The organism is Caulobacter sp. DWR1-3-2b1 (assembly GCF_049895765.1).
Classification (GTDB): Bacteria; Pseudomonadota; Alphaproteobacteria; order Caulobacterales; family Caulobacteraceae; genus Caulobacter.
The window spans coordinates 124,835-147,573 of sequence record NZ_JAFCSZ010000005.1 but is presented as its reverse complement, the minus strand read 5'-3'; the positions used below and the strand labels follow the sequence as shown (position 1 = coordinate 147,573).

Genomic DNA, 22,739 nt, shown 5'->3' with positions numbered 1-22,739 from the left:
ACGCGGCGGGGGCGCTGTGGTTTCGCGCGCTCCAAAAATGCTTCAGGCGCGGACCCTGCGAGGGCCGCGCCTGAAGGTCTTGAGGGTCTTGCCAGCGATCTAGAAGGGCGAGAAGCGCTCGACCAGGGCCTGGCCGGCGGGGGTCTTTTGCACGCGGCTGATATCGCCGCGGCCGCCGTAGCTGATGCGGGCTTCGGCGATCTGGGTGTGCTTGATGGTGTTGGCCGAGGAGATGTCTTCCGGCCGCACGATGCCCGCGACGGTCAGCTGGCGCAGCTCGGCGTTGGTGCGCACTTCCTGCGTGCCCTGGATGACCATGTTGCCGTTGGGCATGACATGGCTGACCACGGCGGCGATGGTCAGGCTGATCTTCTCGGAGCGACTGACGCTGCCGCCGCCGTTGTTGCTGAAGGTCGAGTTGGTGCCGATGGCGTTGCCCGGATCAAAGCCGCCCGGCAAGATCTTGCCGAGGCTGGATTCCAGTCCCAGGAAGTTGCTGACGCCGGCCTGGGTGCTGGAGGTCCGCGAACTGGCCGTGGTGTTCTTGGTGCTGACGCTGTCGTCGATATCGATCTGGACAGTCAGGATGTCGCCCACCTTGCCGGCGCGCTGGTCGTTGAAGAAGGCGCGGGCGCCGACCCGCCACAGCGAGTTGGCCGAGGCGGCCTGCGGCGCAGCCTCGCGATTCGAGGCGAACTGCTGGGTCATCGGCGCCAGCTGGGCGGGATAGCCGACGGGAGCCAGTTCAGGACCCCTCACCGCTTCGGTGACGGTCGAGCAGGCGGCGAGCGGGGCGAGCAGAACGAGGGCGGCGATCAGGGCGGGGCGCATGCGAGGGACCTCTAGCGAGCGGCGTAACGGATGGAAGAGCGGGTTTGCAAGGACTGGGCCTGCGGGCCCACCATTGCCGACCCAGGACCCGTCGCGACGGCCTGGATGATTTTCTTGGACAGCGTGTTCTGGACGGACACGACCTCGCCCGCGGCGGCGGCGGTCATGGCTTTTCCTTGCAGGGCAAGGGTAATGCCGCCGTTTTCGTAGGTCACCGTGATGATGTCGCCGTTCTTGATGACTTGGGCGGCGGACACATCGCGAAGCGAGGCTGCGGCGCCTTCACGCAGGGGGCGCTTGGCGCTCATGCCGATCAGGGCGTCGGCGTCCTGGGGGGCGTCGCTGGGCGAGGCGGCCATCTTTACCCAGATCAGGTCCTGGGGCTGCACGATCTCGCCAGCCGAGAGGCTGCGCGCATAGGCAAGAACTTCCACATTGCCCCGGGCGCGGACCACACCGACGCCATTGCCGCCGCCGTCGATACCCTGGCGAACGATGATCCGGCGCAGGCCTTGCGAATTGGTCCAGTTTAGACCTGCGCGGCGGGCGGCCGATTGCACCTGACCGGCGTCAAGTACGGCGGTAGAGCCCACCCGGGTGGCGACGAGGACGTTCGAGGCCGAGCCAGCGCCGTCGAACAGGTCGCCCAGCGTGACGCGGCCATCGGCGTCGGTGGTGTCCATCTTCAACGATACGGCTTGACCGGCGAACGCGGGACCCGCGAGGGCCAGGGCGCAGACAGTGATCAGGAGGCGCTTCATGAGCTTAGGACCTCAGCTGCGAGGTGGCCTGGAGCATCTGGTCGGCCGTGGTGATGACTTTTGAGTTCATCTCGTAGGCGCGCTGGGCGACGATCAGGGCGGTGATTTCGCTGACGGCGTCGACGTTCGAGGATTCGGTGTAGTTCTGAAGCAGGGTGCCGAAACCCGGCTGGCCGGGAGCGGCGATGTTGGCTGGGCCGGAGCCGCCGGTTTCCAGGAACAGATTGTCGCCGATGGCCTCCAGGCCGCCTTCGTTCATGAAGTTGGCCAGTTCGATCTGGCCGATGGTCTGGGGATCGGTCTGGCCGGACAGGGTCACCTGCACCAGGCCTGTCTTGCCGATGGTGATGGCGGTGGCGTTCTGCGGGATGGTGATGCCCGGTTGGACCGCGTAGCCGTCGTCGGTGACGACTTGACCCTGGTCATTGGACGAGAAGTTGCCGGCGCGGGTATAGGCGGTCTCGCCCGAGGGCATTAGGATCTGCAGGTAGCCCTTGCCCTGGATGGCCACGTCCAGCTCGTTGTTGGTCATGGTGGGCGTGCCTTGCTCGGTGATCCGATAGACCGAGCCGGCCTTCACGCCGCCGCCGATCTGGACGCCGGTGGGCACCACGTTGCCGTCGCTGGACGACTGCGCGCCGGCCCGCTCGATGGTCTGGTAGAGCAGGTCCTGGAATTCGGCCCGCTGACGCTTGAAGCCAACGGTGTTCATGTTGGCGATGTTGTTGGAGATGACTTCGACGTTCAGCTGTTGGGCCGACATGCCGGACGCGGCGGTGCGCAGAGCTTGCATGGTCTAGGTTCCCTTAGTTGGCTTTGCCGAGGCGTTCGACGGCGGAGCGCGTCAGTTCGGCGGCGTTGTCCATCATCTTGGCCATGCTCTCGTAGGCGCGCTGCACCGCGATCAGCTTGGTGATCTCGACGACGGATTGGACGTTGGAGGATTCCAGCATGCCCTGGTGCACGACGGCGTTGGGCGCTTGCTGGAGCGTGGCGTTGGAGGTGTTGCGATAGAGGTTGTCGCCGTCCTTGCTCAGCGAGGCCAAGTCATCGGCCTGAACCACGGCGATCTTGCCGAGGGCCAGCGGGCCCTGGCTGACGATGCCGTCCTTGCCGACGGTGACGGGGCCTTGCTTGGGATCGATCAGGATCTCGCCGCCGCCCTCGTCCAGCACGGGGTTGCCGGTCTGGGTGACCAGCTTGCCTTCCGGATTGGTGGTGAAGCGGCCGTCGCGGGTGTAGCGCTCGCCGCCGGCGGTCTGGACCTTGAAGAAGCCCAGGCCCTCAATGGCCAGATCGAAGTCGCCGCCGGTCTTGGTCATGGCGCCTTGCGAGAAGTTCCGCGCCACGCCGTCGTCGAGCACAAACTTGACGGGGTTGGTCCCGCCCAGGGTGCGGGCCGGCTTGGCGGCTTCGGTGCGGACCATCAGGTCCTCGGTCTTGAAGCCCGTCGTATTGGCGTTGGCGATGTTGTTCGCGACGATGTCCAGCTCACGACGGAGCGTCATCTGGCGCGAAAGGCCGACATACAGCGCGTTGTCCATGACGAGTTAACTCGGGCGGCTGGCGCGACAAATGCGCCGCAGTCCTGTTAGCAACCATCGTGCCAACGTGAAAAGATCAGTGAAAACAAGGAGCAACAAGGTTAACGCGAGGGTATTGGTCGGAGTCTGCCGGGTGGATTCTGCCTGCGGCGAAATGGCCGCCAAAACACATCGTTAACCATGGTCGAGCATGAGTATGCGGGTAGATTCCAAGGAACCGCGCGCGTGGCCAAGAAACCCCCCAAGGAAGCTCCCGCCCCCGAAGGTGAAGAGGGCGCTGTCGAGGGCGAAGCTCCTGCCAAGAAGAAGCCGCCGATCGTTCTGATCGCGGCCGCTGCTGGCGTGCTGGTGCTGGGCGGCGGCGGAGCCGCGGCTTTCTTCCTGATGAAGCCAAAGCCCGAAGCCCAAGGCGAAAAGGGCGCGGAGGATCACGGGAAGAAAAAGGAAAAGAAGAAGGACGAAAAGAAAAAGGAAGGCGAAGGCGCCGCCGCCGAGGGGGCGGCCGGAACGCCGGTGATCAAGGAAGGTCCCGACGGGATCGTCTTCTACACCCTGCCCGACATCGTCGTGAACATGCAGACCGCCGACGGCAAGTCGACGTTCCTGAAGCTGAAGCTGACCTTCGAGCTGCCCGACGAGGAAACAGCCGAGGTTCTAACGCCGAATCTGCCCAGGCTGCAGGACATGTTCCAGACCTTCCTGCGCGAGCTGCGGCCGGAAGACCTGAACGGCAGTCAGGGCACCTTCCAGCTTCGTGTCGAGCTGCTGCGCCGGGTCAATCTCGTTGCCGCGCCGTCAAAGGTGAACGCTGTCCTGATCGAGGAGATGCTGATTAACTAGCCCCTTCGGGAGCTGGTTGGGCAAACCAACATGGCGGACGAACTCGACGACCAGGCCGCGATGGCCCAATGGGCTTCGCAGAACCCTCCGGGCGCTTTCGAGCAACCGGCCGGCGGCGACAAGCCGGGCGAATTTGGCGATTTCAGCGGTGGCATGGGCGGCGGCTGGGACGATGGCGGCGGCGACATGGCGGGATCCGAGCGGATCCTGAACCAGGACGAAATCGACAGCCTGCTGGGCTTCGACCTGTCAGGCGACGGCAATGACGACCGCACCGGCATCCGGGCGATCATCAATTCGGCCCTGGTCAGCTACGAGCGTCTGCCGATGCTCGAAATCGTCTTCGACCGCCTTGTGCGGTTGATGACGACCTCGCTGCGGAACTTCACCTCCGACAACGTCGAAGTCAGCCTCGACAACATCAGCTCGATCCGTTTCGGCGACTACCTGAATTCGATCCCGCTGCCGGCCATCCTCGCGGTGTTCCGGGCCGAGGAACTCGACAACTACGGTCTGCTGACCGTCGACTCCAACCTGATCTATTCGATCGTCGACGTGCTGCTGGGCGGCCGTCGCGGCACCGCCGCGATGCGGATCGAGGGTCGGCCCTACACCACCATCGAGCGGGTGCTGGTGCAGCGGATGATCGAGGTGGTCTTGCACGACCTGAAGGCCGCCTTCGAACCGCTGCATCCGGTCGGCTTCACGCTGGACCGCCTGGAAACCAATCCGCGCTTTGCCGCTATCGCGCGGCCCGCCAACGCCGCCATCCTGGTCAAGCTGCGCATCGACATGGAAGACCGTGGCGGTCGCATCGAGCTGCTGCTGCCCTATGCGACGCTGGAACCCATCCGCAAGATGCTGCTGCAGCAGTTCATGGGCGAGAAGTTCGGCCGCGACAACATCTGGGAAGGCCACTTGGCCACCGAACTCTGGACTACTCAGATGGAGGTCCGCGCCGTGCTCGACGAACAGCAACTGCCGCTGTCGCGCGTGTTGGACCTGAAAGTCGGCGACACGATGATGCTGAACGCCACGCCCGACAGCCTGGTCGAACTGCGCGCCGGGGCCATCCCGCTGACGCGCGGCCGCATGGGCCGTCGCAACCACTCCATCGCCATCCGGGCCGAGGCGCCGCTGACACCTGCGGCCAAGAAAGCGGTTCAGAAACTGAAATGAGCCTGATCGCCGTCGCCATGAACGTTCTGCTCGCGATCCTGCTGATCGTGGCGTTGGGCTTTGGCTGGCGCCTGGAACGCCGGCTCAAGGCCTTGCGCGACAGCCATGTCGGCTTCGCCAAGGCCGTGGCCGATCTGGATCACGCCGCCGCGCGGGCCGAGCAGGGCCTAGCCGATCTGCGCGCCGCCACCGACGAGGCTTCTGAGGCCCTCGCCGACCGCATCGAGCGCGCCACTGCCCTGGCCGCCAAGCTCGACGAGCGGCTGAACCGTCCGACGGTCACGCCGCCGCCCGCCGCAGCGGCCCCGGTGGCTGCGCGCAAGGAGCCGCCGGAACCCAAGGCGGATCGCCGCCTGAAGGCGGAGGATTTCGAGCGCCTGCTAGACCGCGAGGCTCAGGCCAGCCGGCCGATCGAGCCCGCCGTGCGTCCGGCCCCCATTTCGCGACCCAGTGCCGCCACGGAAACCCCGCGTTCACGAGCGCGGGTTGATGATGACCTCTTCGAGGGCCCGGTCGATCCGCCGCGTCCCGGACCCAGTTTCAGAGCCCGGTGATGAAGAACATGCCTCGTATCCTCCCGCTCGTCGGCGTCGCGGTCGGCGGCGTCCTGGCCGTCAACGCCCTGGCCGGCGCCAAGTCGCTGCCCGACATGCTGGGTGGGGCCAAGGCTTTCGCCGAGGGCATCGCCAAGCCGGACGCCAAGGCCGGGCATGGCGAAGAGGCCAAGTCGGCCGAGTCGGCCGGTCAAAACGCCGCCGCTTCGGCGGCTTCGTCGCTTCCGCCGCGTGTCTGCGCACCGTCCTCTACGGATCTGGCTCGCGAAGCCGGCTTGTCGCCCGCCGAACTGCGCATCCTGCAAAGCCTGGGCGCCCGCCGCGGTCAGCTGGACCAGCGCGAACAGGACATCGACGTGCAACTGCAATTGCTGGCCGCCGCCGAGGCCAAGCTCGACGCCAAGGTCAAGGCTCTGAGTGGCCTGAAAGGCGACATCCAGGGCCTGCTCGGTCAGGCCGACACCCGGAAGTCGGCCGAGGTCGATCGCATGGTCACCGTGTTCTCAAGCATGAAGCCCAAGGACGCCGCCGCCCGGATGACGATCCTCGACGACAACGTGCGTCTGCCGATCGCCGCCAAAATGAAGGAGCGGACGCTCAGCATGATCCTGGCGAACATGGCCCCCATCGACGCGAAGGTCCTGACCGAGCGTCTGGCCAATCGCTTCGCCAACGACGCCATCAACAAGGGCAAGGCCGCCATCGCCGACAGCGGAGCGGCTGCTCCGGCTGACGCCCAGGGCAAGCAAGCCGCGGCCGCGCCGCTGGCCGGGGCCGCCGCGCCCAAGAAGGCCGGTTAGGGCGCTCGATGGGCCTTAGCGCGATCCTGCGGTCCAGCGTCGCGGCGGTTTGCATCGCCAGCGTGGCGGCGCCGTCGGTCTATGCCGCCGGCCCGGTCGCCGCATCGCGCGGATCTCTCGACTTGCGCGTCGCCCAGGCGGCGGAGTTCAGCCGCCTGGAATTCCACTGGGCCGGCGGCGCCCGCATGACGTCAAAGCGCGATGGTCAGGTCCTGACCCTGCGCTTCAGCCGCGACGCCAATCCCGACATGTCGACCCTGCGGCTGAACCCGCCGCGCTGGGTGAAATCCGCCGAGGCTCGTCACACGGGCGGCGCGCTGGAAATCGTCATCACCCTGGCCGACGACGCCGAGGCCCGCGTGGGCAACGCGGACGGCGCCGACTTCGTCAATATCTTTCCCCGCGCGGGCGCCATGGCCAGCGCCGCAGCGCCGGCGGCGCATGTCGCGCCGGTCGGTCGTCCCAACCCGATGCCGCCGGGCGGCGTGGTCAAGGGCGGATACGAAAAGGCCGATGGCCAGGCCCGGCTGACCTTCAATTGGGCCGCGCCCTCTGGCGCCGCCGTGTTCCGTCGCGGCGAGGCGGTCTGGGTGGTGTTCGACACTCCCGCGCGCCTCGACATCTCGAAGATCCCGGGCGCCAGCGCCCACTATTCCAGGATCCAGGTCTTCAAGGGCGCAGACTATAGCGCCCTGCGCATCGTCACTCCGCATGGCACGCCGTACTACGCCGAAGGGCAGGGCGGCCTTTGGACGATCAGTTTGGGGGCTGGCTCGCAAGCCACGCCCGACGCCATCCGCGTGGCCCGCGACGAAACCGTCACCCCCGCCACCCTGACGGCCGCCGTAGCCGGCGTCACCAAGGCGGTCTGGGTCAATGACCCGGCTGTCGGCGACCGTCTGCTGGTCGCACCGGCGCTTGCGCCCTCCAAGGGCCTGCCGTCGCGCCGTGAATATGTCGAGATGGCGCTGCTGCCTTCAGCTCAAGGCCTTGCCGCCGAGACCTATGCCAGCGACCTGATGGTCTCGACCGATGGGGACCTGCTGCGGATCGGCCGGCCCAAGGGGCTGGTGCTCTCGCCGCTGTCTGCCGCCAAACCTGCGGAAGAGGCCGCCGCCGGTGCGCCTCAGCCCATGGCTATGCCGGCCCTGATCGACCTGGAAAACTGGCCCAAGACCGGTTCAGGTGGTTTCCTTGCGCGCTATAACGCGCTGCAGGGCGCCATCCCCGCCGCCAGCGAGGGCGAGGACAAGAACGGCGACATAGGCGCGCGCATGGCTCTGGCCCGGTTCCTGGTCGGCTCGGGCTTGTCCTATGAAGCCATCGGCGTGCTCAACGCCGCCGCCCGCAAGCATCAGACCCTGATGGGCGACGCCGAGTTCCGCGGTCTGCGCGGCGTGGCCCGGGCCATGGCCAATCGCCTGGCCGAAGCCGAAACCGATTTTGCCTCGCCGGTCCTGGCCGACGACGCCTCTAGCGCACAGTGGCGCGGCTACATTTCCGCCCAGCAGGGCGAATGGACCGATGCGCGGGCCAAGTTCGCCACCGGCGGCCGCGCGCTAGACCTCTTCCCCGCGCTCTGGCGCGCTCGCTTCCTGCACGCCCAGGCCGAGGCCGCGCTGGGAACCGGCGACCTCGTCGGGGCCGCCCGTCTCGTCGCCGACGCCCTGAAGCAGCCCAAGGTTCCCGTTGGGGACCAACTCGACATTCGTCTGACCCAGGCGCGCATCTTCGAAGCCAAGGGCGAGAAGACTCGCGCCCTGCGCATGTTCCAGGCCATCGCCAAGGCTCCGATCGATCGCATCGCCGCGCCGGCCATGCTGCACGCCACGCAGATCCGTCTGGCCAAGGGGCAGATCGATGCGACTGCGGCGGCAAACGAGCTCAATCAGCTTCGCTTCCGCTGGCGGGGCGACGGCGTCGAGCTGGAAACCATTCGCGGTCTTGGAAAGCTCTTCATCGACCAGGGTCGCTATCGCGAGGCGCTGGAAGTTCTGCATTCGGCAGGCAACAACCAGCCCGATCACCCCGAGGCTATCGCGCTGCGCAGCGACCTCAGTGGCGCGTTCCGGGCTCTGTTCCTTGACGGTCTGGCCGACGGCATGCAACCGATCCAGGCCGTGGGCCTGTTCTACGACTTTCAGGACCTGACCCCGCTGGGCGCCGATGGCGACCAGATGGTGCGCAATCTCGTGCGGCGTCTGGTGGATGTCGACCTGCTCGACGAAGCCGGCAAGCTGCTGAAGTACCAGGTCAACAATCGTCTGGATGGCGTGCCCAAAGCCCAGGTGGCCACCGATCTGGCCTGGATCTACCTGATGAACAAGCAGCCTGAGAGCGCGCTGCAGGCGATCAACGAGACCCGCACGACGATCCTGCCGCCGGCCCTGAACGCCGAGCGTCGCCTGGCCACGGCGCGGGCCTATATGAGTCTTGGCCGCTATGACGCGGCGCTGGAACTGGTCGAGAACGACAACAGTCGCGACTCCCAGGATATCCGCGCCGACATCGCCTGGAAGCAGCGCACCTGGCCGGCAGCGGCTGCGCTTTATGAGAAGTCGCTAGGCGAGCGTTGGAAGGGACAGGGGGCGCTGGCTGTCGGCGAGGAGGCGCGTCTGCTGCGCGCCGGTGTCGCCTATAGTCTGGCTGATGACAACGCCTCGCTGGACCGGTTACGCCAGCGCTATACGGGTTTCGTCGAGGGCGCTCGCAACCCCGAAGGATTGCGCATCGCCCTTTCGGGCATGAACGTCGAATCGCTGTCCAGCGCCGACTTCGGCCGAGTCACCGCCGACAACGAAGCCTTCGGAGGCTGGGTAGCCAAGATGAAGGACCGCTTCCGGGCAGCGCGTCCCGCCGGCTCGCCGGCTCGCGGTTAGTCCGTAAGGCAGTCTTTAACTGTCCAAAAACGCCCCGCCCGCGCGAACCCTGCTCGCCCCCATTGCCCGCGCGCGTCAAACATCCGCAAAACTCGATTGGTCTTATGGCGAGCTACGCGCGTTTGGCCTAGTTAGTGCGCCGCCCGACTTCCCGGGCGGGACGTCGGTCGACGGCCGCTTGCAAAGCGTTAGCAGGCATGTCATGACAACGTTGTCATAGGGTGGAAGATTTAGTGAATATGACCAACGACGGCGAAAATGGCCGCGAAGTTCTGGTGCTGCTCGGCGGCGCCGGGGACTTGGCGCTGCGCATGCTGCTGCCCTCGCTCTATTTTCTGGAGGTCGATCGCCTCCTTCCTCATGACCTGAGGATCATCGGCGTCGCGCGCGGCGAAGGTGACGGCGAAAGCTACAAGACCCTGGTTCGCGAGCAACTCGGCAAGCGCGCCGCCGTCGAGGAGGCCGCCTGGAACCGTCTGGCCGCCCGAATGGATTACCTTGCGGTCGATATCACCAAGGACGAGGGCGCGGCCAAGCTGGCCGAGCGCGTCGGTGAGCATGGTTCACTGGTCATCTACTTCGCCCTGTCGCCCAGCCTCTATGGCCCGGTCTGCAACGCGCTTCAGTCCGCCGGCCTGACGGGTCCGAAGTCGCGTCTCGTCCTCGAAAAGCCCATCGGCCGGGACCTGGAAAGCTCACGCAAGACCAACGCCGCCGTGGGCGCGGTGGTCGGCGAAGAGCAGATTTTCCGGATCGACCACTATTTGGGCAAGGAAACCGTCCAGAACCTGACGGCCCTGCGCTTCGCCAACGTGCTGTTCGAGCCCCTTTGGGATCGCAACACGATCGACCATGTGCAAATCACCATTGCCGAGACCGAAAAGGTCGGCGAGCGCTGGCCCTATTACGATGAATACGGCGCACTGCGGGACATGGTGCAGAACCATATGCTGCAGCTTCTCTGTCTCGTGGCCATGGAGGCGCCGTCCGGCTTCGATCCCGACGCTGTCCGCGACGAGAAGGTCAAGGTTCTGCGCAGCCTGCGGCCTTTCACCAAGGACACCGTGGCCCACGACACCGTGCGTGGCCAGTATGTGGCCGGCGTGGTCGAAGGTGGCGCGCGCGAAGGCTATCTGCAGGAAGTCGGCAAGGCCACCCGGACCGAGACCTTCGTGGCCATGAAGGTGGCGATCGACAACTGGCGGTGGGACGGCGTGCCGTTCTTCCTGCGCACCGGCAAGAACCTGCCCGACCGACGCACCCAGATCGTCGTGCAGTTCAAGCCGCTGCCCCACAACATCTTCGGCCAAGCGACCGACGGCGATCTGGTCTCCAACCGCCTGGTCATCGACCTGCAGCCGGACGAGAATATCGTCCTGACCCTGATGAACAAGCGTCCGGGCCTGTCGGAGGAGGGCATGCGTCTACAGTCGCTGCCTCTGTCCCTGTCCTTCAGCCAGAGCGGCGGCCGCCGCCGGATCGCTTATGAGAAGCTGTTCCTCGACGTCTTCCGCGGCGACCGCACCCTGTTCGTGCGTCGCGACGAGGTCGAGCAGGCCTGGAAGTTCATCGACGGCGTTTCGGCCGCCTGGGCCGCCGCCAATATCGAGCCCGCGCCCTATGCGGCTGGCACCTGGGGTCCCCAATCGTCGAACGGGCTGATCGCGCCCGGCGGCCGCTCGTGGAAGGCTTGATCATGAACCGACCCCCGATTGAAGCCTTCAGCTCGCGCGAAGACCTCTATGACGCCGCGGCCTCGGTTCTTGTCTCGGCCCTGACAACGGCTGTCGCCGAGCGCGGGCAAGCGGGATTCGCGGCCACGGGCGGCACCACGCCTGCTCCGGTCTATGACCGTCTTGCGACCATGACCGCGCCCTGGGACAAGGTGGTGGTGACGCTTAGCGACGACCGCTTCGTGCCGCCCTCGCACGCCGGCAGCAATGAAGGCTTGGTTCGCCGCCACCTGCTGGTCGGCGAGGCCGCCAAGGCCGAGTTCGCGCCGCTCTATTTCGAGGGCGCCAGCCAGGAAGAGTCCGCGTTAAAGGCGGAGGAGGGCGTCGCCGCCGCCTCACCGTTCGGAGCCGTTCTGCTGGGCGTTGGAGCCGACGGCCACTTCGCCTCGCTCTTCCCAGGCTCGCCGGTGCTGGCTCAGGGCCTCGATCCGGAAACCCATCGTCTGGTGCTGGCCGCTCCGGCTGGACACCCCGCGCCAGATATTCCGCGTTTGAGCCTGACCTTCGCCGCCCTGACCCGCGCCGACCTGATTATGCTGTTGGTGACCGGAGAGGCCAAGCGCGCGTTGTTGGAAGGCCCCATTGATCCGGCCCTGCCTGTCGCGTCCATCCTGAAGCAGGACCGCGCCATGGTCCGCATCCTGTGGGCGGAGTAAGCGCCATGAGCCTCAATCCCGTCATCGCCAGGGTCACGGCCCGGATCATCGAGCGTAGCCGAGACAGCCGCGCTGCCTATCTGGCCAATATGGAAGCCGCGATCGCCAACCAACCGGGCCGGGCCAAGCTGTCCTGCGCCAACTGGGCCCACGCGTTCGCCGCCTCGCCGGGCGTCGACAAGGTGCGGGCGATGGATCCCAACGCGCCCAATATCGGCATCGTTTCGGCCTATAACGACATGTTGTCGGCCCACCAGCCGCTGGAAAACTATCCGGCCTTGATCAAGGTCGCCGCGCGCGAAGTGGGGGCCACCGCCCAGTTCGCCGGCGGCGTGCCGGCCATGTGCGACGGCGTGACCCAAGGCCGACCGGGCATGGAGCTGTCGCTATTTTCGCGCGACGTCATCGCCATGGCCACGGGCATCGCCCTGACCCACGACGCCTTCGACAGCGCTCTGTATCTGGGCGTCTGCGACAAGATCGTGCCGGGTCTGGTGATCGGCGCCCTGACCTTCAGCCACCTTCCGGCGCTGTTCGTGCCCGCCGGTCCGATGACCTCGGGCCTGCCCAATTCGGAAAAGGCCCGCATCCGCGCCCTCTATGCCGAGGGCAAGGTCGGTCGCGCTGAACTGCTGGAGGCCGAGAGCGCCAGCTATCATGGCCCGGGCACCTGCACCTTCTACGGGACCGCCAACACCAACCAGATGCTGATGGAGTTGATGGGCTTCCATCTGCCCGGCTCGGCCTTCGTCCATCCCAACACGCCGCTGCGCGAGGCCCTGGTCAGGCAAGCCGCACGTCGCGCCGCCGCCGTCACCAACAAGGGTAACGAATTCATCCCGGTCGGCCGGATGATCGACGAGAAGTCGGTCGTCAACGGCGTGGTCGGCCTGATGGCCACTGGCGGCTCGACCAATCTGGCGTTGCACCTGGTCGCCATGGCCCACGCCGCCGGGGTGATCTTGACGCTGGAAGACCTGGACGAGATCTCCAAGGCAACCCCGCTGCTGGCCCGGGTCTATCCCAACGGCTCGGCCGACGTTAACCACTTCCATGCCGCCGGCGGCATGGCGTTGGTGATCCGCGAACTGCTGAAGGCCGGTCTGGCTCACGAGGATGTCCTGACCATCGCCGGCCCCGGCCTGTCGCGCTACACCCAGGAGCCTGTCCTCGTGGACGGCGAACTGAGCTGGCGCGACGGCGCGGTGGAGTCGCTGGACACCGCCATTGTCCGCCCCGTCTCCGACGCGTTCAGCCCCGAAGGCGGCCTGCGCATGCTGGGCGGCAATATCGGTCGCGGCGTGATGAAGATTTCGGCCGTGAAGCCCGAGCACCACACGATCACCGCCCCGGCGGCGGTTTTCCAGGAGCAGGAAGACTTCATCGCCGCCTTCAAGCGCGGCGAACTCGACCGCGACGTCGTGGTGGTGATGCGCTTCCAGGGGCCGGCCGCCAACGGCATGCCTGAGCTGCACAACCTGTCGCCGTCGATCTCGGTGCTGCTGGACCGCGGGTTCAAGGTGGCCTTGGTCACCGACGGCCGGATGTCGGGCGCGTCGGGCAAGACGCCGGCGGCGATCCATGTGACGCCGGAAGCGGCCAAGGGCGGCCTGCTGGCCTATGTCCAGGACGGCGACCTGATCACGGTCGACGCCGCGAATGGCGATCTGAAATTGCTGGTGGACGACGCGACCCTTCGCGCTCGCACGCCGGCAAACGTCCCGGCGTCCAAGCCGGGCTTTGGGCGGGAATTGTTCGGCTGGATGCGCGCGGGAGTCGGCCCCGCCGACCACGGCGCCTCCGTGCTGTTTGCTTGAGGAAGCAGTCTTGATGAGCGGTTTGAATGGCGGCGGGCTTGGCCTGGTCGGCGACATCGGCGGAACCAATGCGCGATTCGCCCTGGTGGAATTCGACGGACCCGATCCGCGGCTGATCGAGCCGACCACCTATAAGGGCGAGGACTACGGCACGGCCGAGGACGCCATCGAAGAGTACCTGCATAAGGTCGGGGTCAAGCATCCCGACCAGGCGGTAGTCGCCGTCGCGGGGCCGATCGACCATGGCTCGGTCCACATGACCAATCTGGACTGGCGGATTTCCGAGGACAGCCTGCGTCGCGCCGGCGGCTTCCGGCAGGCGACGCTGATCAACGACTTCACCGCCCAGGCCCTGGCCGCGCCGCGCCTCTCGCCCAGGGATCTGCGCCAGATCGGTCCATTGCCGACCTCGGGTGAAGGGGATCTGGCAATCCTCGGCCCTGGCACTGGCTTTGGCGTCGCCGGCATGGCTCGTCGTCATGGGGTCGACACGCCGCTGACCACCGAGGGCGGTCACATCGCTTTCGCGCCTACCGACGAGGTCGAGATCGAGATTCTGCGCCTGCTGACCAAGAAGTATGGCCGCGTATCGGTCGAGCGCATCCTGTCGGGTCCCGGCATGGAAGACCTGCATGTCGCCCTCGGCGACGCCGAAGGGCGAGATGTCGCTCCGCTCGAGGCCAAGCAGATCACCGAGCGCGCGCTGGAAGGCTGCGCCGACAGCCTGGCGACCGTGAACCGTTTCTGCGCCGTGCTCGGCTCGACGGCCGGCGATCTAGCCCTGGCTCTGGGCGCGCGAGGCGGAGTGTTCATCGCCGGCGGTATCGGACCCAAGATCATCGATCTGCTGGAAAAAGGCCCATTCCGCGAACGGTTCGAGGCCAAGGGCCGGTTCGTCGACTACATGCAGGCGATCCCGACCCACGTGATCCTGCATCCCCATACAGCCTTGATCGGCGCCGCCGTGGCGATGACGCCGGACGGGCGAGCCTCGATCTCCTAGCAAAGCTTTAGCACCCCCGCGCGCGGAAGGTCTCGCCATGACAAGGCTGTCATGGCTTATTGCCTGCCAAGCCGAATGAATCGGTGAGAGCGTGGCAGCCGAAAGTGGATGCCGGTTTCGGCGCCTGCCACGCTCCAACTATAGATTTAGAGCCTTTTTTCAAAAGACTCTAAGCGCGAGGGGCGGAATTGAGCTCGAAGATCACGATCCATGACGTCGCCCGGCAATCGGGCGTCTCGATCAAGACTGTCTCGCGCGTCCTCAACCGCGAGCCCAACGTCAAGGCCGACACCCGTGATCGGGTGCAGGCGGCGGTGGCCGCGCTAAAATACCGCCCCAACATCTCGGCCCGCAGCCTGGCGGGCTCGAAGGCCTATCTGATCGGCGTCTTCTTCGACAACCCCAGCCCCGGCTACATCACCGATGTCCAGCTGGGCGCCATCGCGCGGTGTCGGGAGGAGGGCTATCACCTCATCGTCGAGCCTCTCGACTCCACCGCCGACAATGTCGAGGAACAGGTCGCGCCCATGCTGGCGACCCTGCGCATGGATGGCGTCATCCTGACCGCGCCGGTTTGCGACCACCCCGTGGTGCTGGCGGCGCTGGAGCGGGAAGAGGTGCCCTATGTCCGCATCTCGCCTGGCAGCGAACTGGATCGCTCAGCCCGGGTCGGCATGGACGACCGCTTGGCCGCGTATGAGATGACCAAGCACCTGATCGACTTGGGCCACCGCGATATCGGCTTCATCATCGGTCACCCCGATCACGGCGCCTCGCATCTGCGTCACGAGGGCTTCATGGCCGCCATGACCGACAGCGGTCTGGCCGTGCGTCCGGAGCGGGTAGAGCAGGGCTGGTTCTCGTTCCGCTCCGGCTTCGAGGCCGCCGAGCGTCTGCTGACCAGCGACGACCGGCCTACTGCGGTCTTCGCCAGCAATGACGACATGGCGCTGGGCGTCATGGCCGTCGCCAACCGCCTTCGCCTCAACGTCCCTGAAACCCTGTCCGTGGCCGGCTTCGACGACACGCCGGGCGCCAAGGTCGTCTGGCCACAACTTACCACGGTTCGCCAGCCTATCGCGGCGATGGCGGGGGCGGCGGCCGACATGCTGCTGAACGGTGTGTCCTGGGAGGAAGGGGAGCTTCCGCCCTCTAAGCTGCTGGATTTCGAACTGGTGGTCCGCGAATCCACAGGACCTGCGGCGAGCTGAGGCGACCCTTCGACGGAGTAGAAGTTCATTGTTGACAGCGCTGTCTGGTTACGTTGTCATGCGTTCAAGCAAGAACGTCGCTCTCAAGCGACGTCTGGAGGAGACCTTGATCTCGTCGCTCTTTTCGCCGGACCGCGCTCGTCGCTGGTCGGCGTCTCCTGTCGGGGACGCCTAGGCGCGTGCTTCTCGACGCGGCGCACCTGCGCGCTGCGTCGAGCCTTTTCTGTCTGCCGGCTCGATAGGGCCGGCTCCGCACACCACGGGAAGTTTCATGTCCGCTTATCGCCGTTATGCCCACGCTTCGGTTCTCGCTCTTCTGCTGGCCGGAAGTCTCGGCGGCGCGGTGTTCGCCCAGACGCCGTCGGCGGTCGCACATCCCGAACTCTGGCCAAAGGCCGCCAGCCCCAAGGCGATCACCGACACCAAGACCGAGGCGTTCATCACCGACTTGATGTCGCGCATGAGCATCGAGGAGAAGGTCGGGCAAACCATCCAGGCCGACGGCGCCTCGATCACCCCGGATGAGCTACGCAAGTATCCGCTCGGTTCGGTCGAGGCCGGCGGCAACACCGCGCCAGGCGGCGACGACCGCGCGGCGCCGACGAAGTGGGTCGACTGGATCAAGGCCTATCGCGCCGTGGCGCTTGAGAAACGCGAAGGCCACAACGCGATCCCGATCATCTTCGGCATCGACGCTGTGCACGGTCACAACAACATCGTCGGGGCGACGGTGTTTCCGCACAATGTAGGTTTGGGGGCTGCGCGCGACCCGGACCTGATCCGCAGGATCGGCGAGGTCACCGCCGCCGAAGTCGCTGCGACCGGCGCTGACTGGACCTTCGGGCCCACCGTGGCCGTGCCACGCGACGAGCGCTGGGGCCGGGCCTATGAGGGCTATGCCGAGGATCCGGAAGTCGTTCGCACCTATGCGGGCCCCATGACCCTGGGCCTGCAGGGCAAACTTAAAGTCGGGAAGCCGCTGGCGACCAACCGCGTGGTCGGTTCGGCCAAGCACTTTCTGGCCGACGGCGGCACCGAGGGCGGCAAGGATCAGGGCGACGCCCTGATCTCCGAGCAGGACCTGATCCGCCTGCATGCCCAAGGTTACCCGCCCGCCATCGACGCGGGCATCCTGACGGTGATGGTCTCGTTCTCCAGCTGGAACGGCGTGAAGCTCACCGGCAACAAGAGCCTGCAGACCGACGTTCTGAAGGGCAAGATGGGCTTCGAAGGCTTCGTCGTCGGCGACTGGAACGCCCACGGCCAAGTCGAGGGCTGCACCAACACCAACTGCCCGCAAGCCTATATCGCGGGCATGGACATGGTCATGGCGCCCGACAGCTGGAAGGGTCTGTTCGACAACACCCTGGCCCAGGTCAAGAACGGCACGATCCCGATGGCGCGGCTGGACGACGCTGTGCGCCGCGTCCTGCGGGTCAAGGTCAAGGCCGGCCTGTTCGAGGGCAAGCGTCCGCTGGAAGGCAAGTTCGAGCTGCTGGGCGCGCCCAAGCATCGCGCCGTGGCGCGGGAGGCTGTCCGCAAGTCCCTGGTGCTGCTGAAGAACCAGGGCGTGTTGCCGGTCAAGAGCTCGGCCAAGGTGCTGGTGACCGGCGACGGCGCCGACGACATCGGCAAACAGGCCGGCGGCTGGACCCTGACCTGGCAGGGCACGGGCAACAAGAACAGCGACTTCCCGCACGGCCAGTCGATCTATGCCGGCATCGCGCAGGCTGTGAAGGCCGGCGGCGGTCAGGCCGAACTGGGCAAGGACGGCGCGTTCAAGGACAAGCCCGATGTCGCGGTGGTGGTGTTCGGCGAGAACCCCTATGCCGAGTTCCAGGGCGACCTGACCAATCTCGAATACCAGCCGGGCGACAAGACCGACCTGGCGCTGATCCGGAAGTTGAAAGCCCAAGGCATCCCCGTGGTCGCCGTGTTTCTGAGCGGCCGCCCGCTGTGGACCAATCCGGAGATCAACGCCGCCGACGCCTTCGTCGCCGCTTGGCTACCGGGCAGCGAAGGCGCAGGGGTGGCCGACGTGCTGGTCGGCGACAAGGCCGGCAAGCCGCGTAACGACTTCAAGGGAAAACTGTCGTTCTCCTGGCCCAAGCGCGCCAATCAGGTTCCGCTCAATCGTGGCGACGCCGGCTATGACCCGCAGTTCGCCTATGGCTACGGCTTGAGCTACGCCAAGCCCGGCAAGGTCGAGAAGCTGTCGGAAGATCCGGGCGTGGTTTCGGCTGCGATTAATGTCGATCGCTATTTCGTCGCCGGTCGCGCACCGCCGCCCTGGACTTTGAACGTTGGCGGCGCGCTGTCGGTGAAGCCTATCGATGCCGGAGCTCAGGAAAATGCGCGCCTGGCCGAATGGAGCGGGGAGGGCGTCGGATCGTTGAACGTCATCGGCCAACCGGTCGACCTGTCGCGCCAGACCACCGGCGATATGGCGGTGATGATCCGCTACCGGGTCGACGCCGCCCCACAGAAACCGGTTACCCTCGCGATCGGCTGTGGCGAATCCTGCGGCGCGGAGCTAGACGTAACGTCAACTTTCTCAAGCGCGAAAATCGGCGAATGGCGTACTGCCAAGATCAAACTTTCCTGTTTCAAGGCCAAGGGCGCGGACATGGAGCATGTTTCGTCCCCCTTCGCCTTGTCGACGACGGGGCGGTTCGCTCTGGCTTTCACCGAAATCCGGCTCGCCTCCAACGAGGGCGACGCCGTCTGCCCCTAGTCACACAAGGAGCGGGCGCATGATCCGCGCGCGTCGTTCCCGCATTGTCGCCACTGTCGGCCCGGCCAGCAGTTCGCCGGAGATGATCATTACCCTGGCCAAGGCCGGGGCTGACGTCTTCCGCCTGAACTTCAGCCACGGCGCCCACGAGACCCACGCGGCCGTCTATGCGGCGATCCGCGCGGCCGAGCCGATTGTTGGCCGACCGCTGGGTATCCTCGCCGACCTACAAGGCCCCAAGCTGCGGGTCGGCAAGTTCGCCAATGGGCCGGTGCAACTTCAGGCTGGCCAGGCGTTCCGGTTCGACTCCGATCCGACGCCGGGCGACGAGACCCGCGTACACCTGCCTCACCCGGAAATCCTGACGGCCATGCGCCCCGGCGCCACCCTGCTGCTGGACGACGGCAAGCTGCGCATGACGGTCACCGACGCCGGCCCGGGCTACGCCGACACCAAGGTCGTCAACGGCGGCAAGCTGTCGGAGCGCAAGGGCGTGGCGGTGCCTGACGTGGTGATCCCGATGTCACCCTTGACGCCGAAGGACCGCGAGGACCTGGCCTTTGCCTTGCGCCTGGGCGTCGACTGGATCGCCCTGTCCTTCGTGCAGGCTCCCGAGGACATGGCCGAACTGCGCCGCATCGTCGAAGGCCGCGCCGCCGTGCTGGCCAAGATCGAGAAGCCCCAGGCGCTTGAATGCCTCGGCGCGATCATGGATCTCTGTGATGGCGTCATGGTCGCGCGTGGCGACTTGGGCGTCGAGATGGCCCCCGAAGAAGTGCCGGTCGCCCAGAAGATCATCCTGCGCGCCGCGCGGGAACGCGGCATCCCGGTGATCGTCGCGACCCAGATGCTCGAATCCATGACCAGCTCGCCGACCCCCACCCGGGCCGAGGCGTCCGATGTCGCCAACGCCGTCTATGAGGGCGCCGATGCAGTCATGCTGTCGGCGGAATCTGCTGCTGGCGACTATCCCGAAGAGTCTGTTTCGATGATGAACCGCATTATCGAGCGGGTTGAGCGCGATCCGCGCTGGCCCGAGCTGATGCAGGCTGAACAACCCCATCAGGACGACGACGCCGACGTGCTGGTGGTCGCCGCTGCGGGCGCCGCCAAGGCCGGATCGACCAAGTGCCTGGTGGCCTTCACCACCACCGGCGCCACAGCACGCCGTCTGGCGCGCGAGCGGCCTCTGCAACCGGTGCTGGCCCTGTCGCCCGAGATCAACGCGGTACGCCGTATGACACTGGTCTGGGGCATCGAGCCCCGCGTCAGCGCCCAGCCCGACAGTCTTGAGGTCGTCACCACCGACGCCGCCAGCCGCGCGCTGGAACTGGGTTTGGTGGCGCCAGGCGAGCGCCTGTTGATCGTGGCGGGCACGCCGTTTGGCGCGCCGGGCGCGGCCAACCTGCTGCGTCTGGCCCACGCGCCGATGCCGATCCGCAAACGCTAGCCGAAAGGCGCTGGTAGTAACCGCTCGTAGCCGCGCCGTACGGCGCCACATGGGGGTCTTCCTCGCGACCGTGAGATCGCAAGGAAGAGCCAGCAGCGCGGATGGCGGTTCCGACGCTCCAGGTCGGGTCGAGTCCGGGGGTGACCCGGCCTGGTCCCATGCACGCTTGCCCCGGCCCGTGCGTAACTGGCCGGGGCAAACCCTCAGCGCGGCTTGGCGAAGGCGGACGACATCCAGCCCCGCTCGCCGTTCTCGTCGTCGACTTCCATCCAGACGCCGTTGCGGTTGCCGGTGGGATAGAGGGCCCCGCCGCTCTTGACCGCGCCAACGACGGCGGCAGTCGGCGCCGCCGAGGCGCGCAGGGAAACGTCCTGACTGGCGGAGAGCGACGTGGGCGCGGCCGGCGCTGCTGTCGTGGTGGTGGTCATGGTCATGGACACCGGCGTCGCCGCCAGCGTGTTGCAGCTGCGCCCCTGATAGAGACCGCCCATGATGGCGCGACGCTGCTGGGCAAGCTGGATGTTCTGGTTTTCACGCTCGGCCCTGGCGGCGGCCGAGGACTGGGCTTGAGCGGCGGCCATGCTGGCGAACCGGCCCAAGCCCGGCATCCGCCCTAGCGCGCCCGAGCGAAGGGCGGCTTCAACCGCGACGGTGGCCCCGAGATTGGCCGCCTTCGCCGTGCCGTCTGCACTGGCGATGGCGCTATTGGAAGCGCTCGTCAGCTGGTCCATGCGAGCGATCTCGGCGTTGATCTGCTCGCAGGTCATGGTCCCGTCGGTCGGATAGCTGAGTTGCAGCGTTTGGGCGCTCGCGACGCCCGACAGAACGACAGAACTGGCAACCGCAAGGCCCGCGATGATCCGCGTGGTGGTGGTGTTCATTGGTAGCTCCCCGGTTTGGCCACGAGCGCGGAACGCGTCGCGCTGGCCGATACAGAACGACGGTATGTGGGGAGCCCGGGGCCGCCCATCCCCCGTTCAGGGGGGATGGGCGGAGAGGATCAGAAGCCTTGCAACCGCGCGTAGCGGTCGCGATGGAACGCAGCGCCGCCAAACAGCGCCTCGGCCACGCGGGCGCGCTTCATATAAAGGCCGGAGTCGTGGGCGTCGGTCATGCCGATGCCGCCGTGCATCTGGACCATCTCGTTGGATGCCAGGTGCAACACCTCGCTGGCCTTGGCCTTGGCCAGCGAAGCCAGGGCGCGGGTGTCACCACCGGCGTCGATCGCTTCGAGGGCCGCTTCGACGCAGGAGCGGGTGGTCTCCAGGTCGGTGAACAGCTTGGCAGCGCGGTGTTGCAGCCCCTGGAACGTGCCGATGACCTGGCCGAATTGAGTGCGGGTCTTCAGATATTCCAGGGTGATCTCGAAGGCGGCGTTGGCTGTCCCCAGCATTTCGGCGGCGAGGCCGGCATAGGCGCGGTCGAGCGTCGGCTCCAGAACAGCCCAGCCCTTGTCGACTTCGCCCAGGACGGCGTCGGCGCCGACCGAGACATCTGCGAAAACTATCTGCGCCGCGCCACGCGAGTCCGCCAGGGCCAGGTGCGTCCGGGTAACGTCGGCTGCGTCGCCCGGCACAAGGAACAGGGTCAGGCCGTCGGTGTCACCCGGTTTGCCGCTGGTTCGCGCCGCCACGATCAGCAGATCGGCGGCTTCGCCATCGATGACAAAGGTCTTGGAACCGGTCAGCGTGAAGGCGTCGCCGTTCCTGGTAGCGGCAAGCGCGGTTCTGGCCGGGGCGTGGTGCGAGGCCTCGTCGATAGCCAGAGTCGCCACGGCCTCGCCCAAGGCGATCTTGTCGAGCCAAGCCGACTTCTGCGCTTCCGTGCCAGCCAGGTTCAGGGCCGAAGCCGCGATCAGGGCGGTGGAGAGCAGGGGAGAGGCCACCAGATTGCGGCCGGTCTCTTCCAGCACCAGGCCCAGGCCCAGATAGCCAAAGGCCGAGCCGTTGTGCTCTTCGGGGACGATCACGCCAGCCCAACCCATCTGGCCCATTTCGGCCCAGGCGGCGGGGTCGAAGCTCGCGCCCAACTGGCCGTCGCGGAGCTTACGCAGCGCGCCGACGGGTGCGCTGTCGGTGGTCCAGCCCTTGGCCGCGTCGCGCAGCATGGTCTGTTCTTCGGTCAGGACGGCCATGTCAGGCGTGCTCCCTCGATTGATGTTGGACGGCCCAGTCGAGGGCCTGTTCGAGACGGTCGTTGCCCCAGAAGAGCTCGCCGTCTGCTGTGACGAAACTTGGCGCGCCAAACACGCCCTGACGACGGGCCTCGGCGACATGATCCTTCAAGCGAGCCTTGATGGGGTCGCTGGTTGCCGCGGCCATCACATGTTCGGGACCTGCACCGACCGCCGCGATCAGCGGGGCGAGGACGGCGGGGTCGCTGATGTCCTGATCATCGACGAAGTTGGCCTGATAGACGGCCTGGCTAAAGGCGGGCGTCCAGCCGTCTTCCAGACCGACGATAGCCACCCGGGCCGCCAGCATTCCGTTGCGGGGAAACTGCGTGGGGCGGACCAGCGGCAGGTTCTCGAGATCGCAGACCCGCTCCATGTCGCGCCACATGTAGGCACCCTTGACGGGGTAGGTGTTGAAGGGGCTGTCGGTCAGGCCCTGCTGTTCGTGGAACAGCGGTCCGATCAACAGCGGACGCCATGCAACAGCCACCCCGGCTTCGGCGGCCAGTCGCTCGATGCGCATGGCCGTCGGGTAGGAGTAGGTCGAGGCGAATTCGTACCAGAAGGTCAGCAT

General features: G+C 66.5%; 19 protein-coding genes. 12 read left to right on the top strand and 7 right to left on the bottom strand.

The window, feature by feature from the left end; translation table 11 throughout:
• Positions 1-99: 99 nt before the first annotated feature.
• From flgH to flgF, 4 genes are read right to left on the bottom strand one after another with little or no spacing between them, the layout of a single operon-like run.
• Positions 100-831 (bottom strand): flagellar basal body L-ring protein FlgH, encoded by a 732-nt coding sequence (gene flgH / locus ACP69S_RS07190; RefSeq protein WP_425995888.1) that lies wholly within the window; start codon positions 829-831, stop codon positions 100-102.
• 11 nt (positions 832-842) lie between these two features.
• A complete protein-coding gene (flgA, locus tag ACP69S_RS07185; RefSeq protein ID WP_425995887.1) occupies positions 843-1,592 on the bottom strand; it encodes a flagellar basal body P-ring formation chaperone FlgA in 750 nt (249 codons plus the stop codon).
• 4 nt (positions 1,593-1,596) lie between these two features.
• Entirely contained in the window at positions 1,597-2,385 is a 789-nt protein-coding gene (gene flgG / locus ACP69S_RS07180; RefSeq protein WP_425995886.1) for a flagellar basal-body rod protein FlgG, read from the bottom strand.
• Between the two features lie 13 nt (positions 2,386-2,398).
• A complete protein-coding gene (flgF, locus tag ACP69S_RS07175) occupies positions 2,399-3,136 on the bottom strand; it encodes a flagellar basal-body rod protein FlgF (RefSeq protein ID WP_425995885.1) in 738 nt (245 codons plus the stop codon).
• A gap of 225 nt (positions 3,137-3,361) precedes the next feature.
• Between flgF and fliL the strand changes: the two genes are divergently transcribed.
• The 12 genes from fliL to pyk all read left to right on the top strand — a co-directional run bounded on the left by fliL (position 3,362) and on the right by pyk (position 19,992).
• Complete coding sequence (gene fliL, locus ACP69S_RS07170) at positions 3,362-3,976, top strand: flagellar basal body-associated protein FliL (RefSeq protein WP_425995884.1); 615 nt, start codon at positions 3,362-3,364, stop codon at positions 3,974-3,976.
• A gap of 30 nt (positions 3,977-4,006) precedes the next feature.
• Positions 4,007-5,155, top strand: a complete 1,149-nt coding sequence (gene fliM, locus ACP69S_RS07165; RefSeq protein ID WP_425995883.1) for a flagellar motor switch protein FliM — start codon at positions 4,007-4,009, stop codon at positions 5,153-5,155.
• On the top strand, positions 5,152-5,709 hold the full coding sequence (locus ACP69S_RS07160) for a DUF6468 domain-containing protein (RefSeq protein ID WP_425995882.1): 558 nt from the start codon (positions 5,152-5,154) through the stop codon (positions 5,707-5,709). The genes fliM and ACP69S_RS07160 overlap by 4 nt, the downstream gene beginning before the upstream one ends.
• A complete protein-coding gene (locus tag ACP69S_RS07155) occupies positions 5,709-6,509 on the top strand; it encodes a MotE family protein (RefSeq protein ID WP_425995881.1) in 801 nt (266 codons plus the stop codon). The genes ACP69S_RS07160 and ACP69S_RS07155 overlap by 1 nt, the downstream gene beginning before the upstream one ends.
• Before the next feature lie 8 nt (positions 6,510-6,517).
• Entirely contained in the window at positions 6,518-9,388 is a 2,871-nt protein-coding gene (locus tag ACP69S_RS07150; protein ID WP_425995880.1) for an endoglucanase, read from the top strand.
• A 239-nt stretch (positions 9,389-9,627) separates the two neighbouring features.
• Positions 9,628-11,082 (top strand): glucose-6-phosphate dehydrogenase, encoded by a 1,455-nt coding sequence (gene zwf / locus ACP69S_RS07145; protein ID WP_425995879.1) that lies wholly within the window; start codon positions 9,628-9,630, stop codon positions 11,080-11,082.
• Between the two features lie 2 nt (positions 11,083-11,084).
• Positions 11,085-11,777, top strand: coding sequence for a 6-phosphogluconolactonase (gene pgl, locus ACP69S_RS07140; protein WP_425995878.1), 693 nt, complete (start codon positions 11,085-11,087; stop codon positions 11,775-11,777).
• 5 nt (positions 11,778-11,782) lie between these two features.
• The gene (gene edd, locus ACP69S_RS07135) at positions 11,783-13,594 is read left to right on the top strand and encodes a phosphogluconate dehydratase (protein WP_425995877.1); all 1,812 of its coding nucleotides are present in this window, start codon (positions 11,783-11,785) and stop codon (positions 13,592-13,594) included.
• Between the two features lie 13 nt (positions 13,595-13,607).
• Positions 13,608-14,597, top strand: a complete 990-nt coding sequence (glk, locus tag ACP69S_RS07130) for a glucokinase (protein ID WP_425995876.1) — start codon at positions 13,608-13,610, stop codon at positions 14,595-14,597.
• Between the two features lie 188 nt (positions 14,598-14,785).
• Positions 14,786-15,808 (top strand): LacI family DNA-binding transcriptional regulator, encoded by a 1,023-nt coding sequence (locus tag ACP69S_RS07125; protein ID WP_425995875.1) that lies wholly within the window; start codon positions 14,786-14,788, stop codon positions 15,806-15,808.
• 271 nt (positions 15,809-16,079) lie between these two features.
• Complete coding sequence (locus tag ACP69S_RS07120; RefSeq protein WP_425995874.1) at positions 16,080-18,542, top strand: glycoside hydrolase family 3 protein; 2,463 nt, start codon at positions 16,080-16,082, stop codon at positions 18,540-18,542.
• A gap of 19 nt (positions 18,543-18,561) precedes the next feature.
• Entirely contained in the window at positions 18,562-19,992 is a 1,431-nt protein-coding gene (pyk, locus tag ACP69S_RS07115; protein ID WP_425995873.1) for a pyruvate kinase, read from the top strand.
• A gap of 203 nt (positions 19,993-20,195) precedes the next feature.
• Here pyk and ACP69S_RS07110 read toward each other — a convergent pair whose 3' ends face one another.
• The 3 genes from ACP69S_RS07110 to ACP69S_RS07100 form a co-directional block, all read right to left on the bottom strand.
• A complete protein-coding gene (locus ACP69S_RS07110; RefSeq protein ID WP_425995872.1) occupies positions 20,196-20,873 on the bottom strand; it encodes an SH3 domain-containing protein in 678 nt (225 codons plus the stop codon).
• Between the two features lie 119 nt (positions 20,874-20,992).
• A complete protein-coding gene (locus ACP69S_RS07105; RefSeq protein ID WP_425995871.1) occupies positions 20,993-22,126 on the bottom strand; it encodes an acyl-CoA dehydrogenase family protein in 1,134 nt (377 codons plus the stop codon).
• A gap of 1 nt (position 22,127) precedes the next feature.
• Entirely contained in the window at positions 22,128-22,739 is a 612-nt protein-coding gene (locus ACP69S_RS07100) for a 2-hydroxychromene-2-carboxylate isomerase (protein ID WP_425995870.1), read from the bottom strand.

Excerpts from the sequence above, each read along its gene's own strand:
- flgH (WP_425995888.1), bottom strand. The coding sequence starts at position 831 with ATGCGCCCCGCCCTGATCGCCGCCCTCGTTCTGCTCGCCCCGCTCGCC.
- flgA (WP_425995887.1), bottom strand. The coding sequence starts at position 1,592 with ATGAAGCGCCTCCTGATCACTGTCTGCGCCCTGGCCCTCGCGGGTCCC.
- flgG (WP_425995886.1), bottom strand. The coding sequence starts at position 2,385 with ATGCAAGCTCTGCGCACCGCCGCGTCCGGCATGTCGGCCCAACAGCTG.
- flgF (WP_425995885.1), bottom strand. The coding sequence starts at position 3,136 with ATGGACAACGCGCTGTATGTCGGCCTTTCGCGCCAGATGACGCTCCGT.
- fliM (WP_425995883.1), top strand. The coding sequence starts at position 4,007 with ATGGCGGACGAACTCGACGACCAGGCCGCGATGGCCCAATGGGCTTCG.
- ACP69S_RS07160 (WP_425995882.1), top strand. The coding sequence starts at position 5,152 with ATGAGCCTGATCGCCGTCGCCATGAACGTTCTGCTCGCGATCCTGCTG.
- ACP69S_RS07155 (WP_425995881.1), top strand. The coding sequence starts at position 5,709 with ATGAAGAACATGCCTCGTATCCTCCCGCTCGTCGGCGTCGCGGTCGGC.
- ACP69S_RS07150 (WP_425995880.1), top strand. The coding sequence starts at position 6,518 with ATGGGCCTTAGCGCGATCCTGCGGTCCAGCGTCGCGGCGGTTTGCATC.
- zwf (WP_425995879.1), top strand. The coding sequence starts at position 9,628 with ATGACCAACGACGGCGAAAATGGCCGCGAAGTTCTGGTGCTGCTCGGC.
- pgl (WP_425995878.1), top strand. The coding sequence starts at position 11,085 with ATGAACCGACCCCCGATTGAAGCCTTCAGCTCGCGCGAAGACCTCTAT.
- edd (WP_425995877.1), top strand. The coding sequence starts at position 11,783 with ATGAGCCTCAATCCCGTCATCGCCAGGGTCACGGCCCGGATCATCGAG.
- glk (WP_425995876.1), top strand. The coding sequence starts at position 13,608 with ATGAGCGGTTTGAATGGCGGCGGGCTTGGCCTGGTCGGCGACATCGGC.
- ACP69S_RS07120 (WP_425995874.1), top strand. The coding sequence starts at position 16,080 with ATGTCCGCTTATCGCCGTTATGCCCACGCTTCGGTTCTCGCTCTTCTG.
- pyk (WP_425995873.1), top strand. The coding sequence starts at position 18,562 with ATGATCCGCGCGCGTCGTTCCCGCATTGTCGCCACTGTCGGCCCGGCC.
- ACP69S_RS07110 (WP_425995872.1), bottom strand. The coding sequence starts at position 20,873 with ATGAACACCACCACCACGCGGATCATCGCGGGCCTTGCGGTTGCCAGT.
- ACP69S_RS07105 (WP_425995871.1), bottom strand. The coding sequence starts at position 22,126 with ATGGCCGTCCTGACCGAAGAACAGACCATGCTGCGCGACGCGGCCAAG.
- ACP69S_RS07100 (WP_425995870.1), bottom strand. The coding sequence starts at position 22,739 with ATGCTGACCTTCTGGTACGAATTCGCCTCGACCTACTCCTACCCGACG.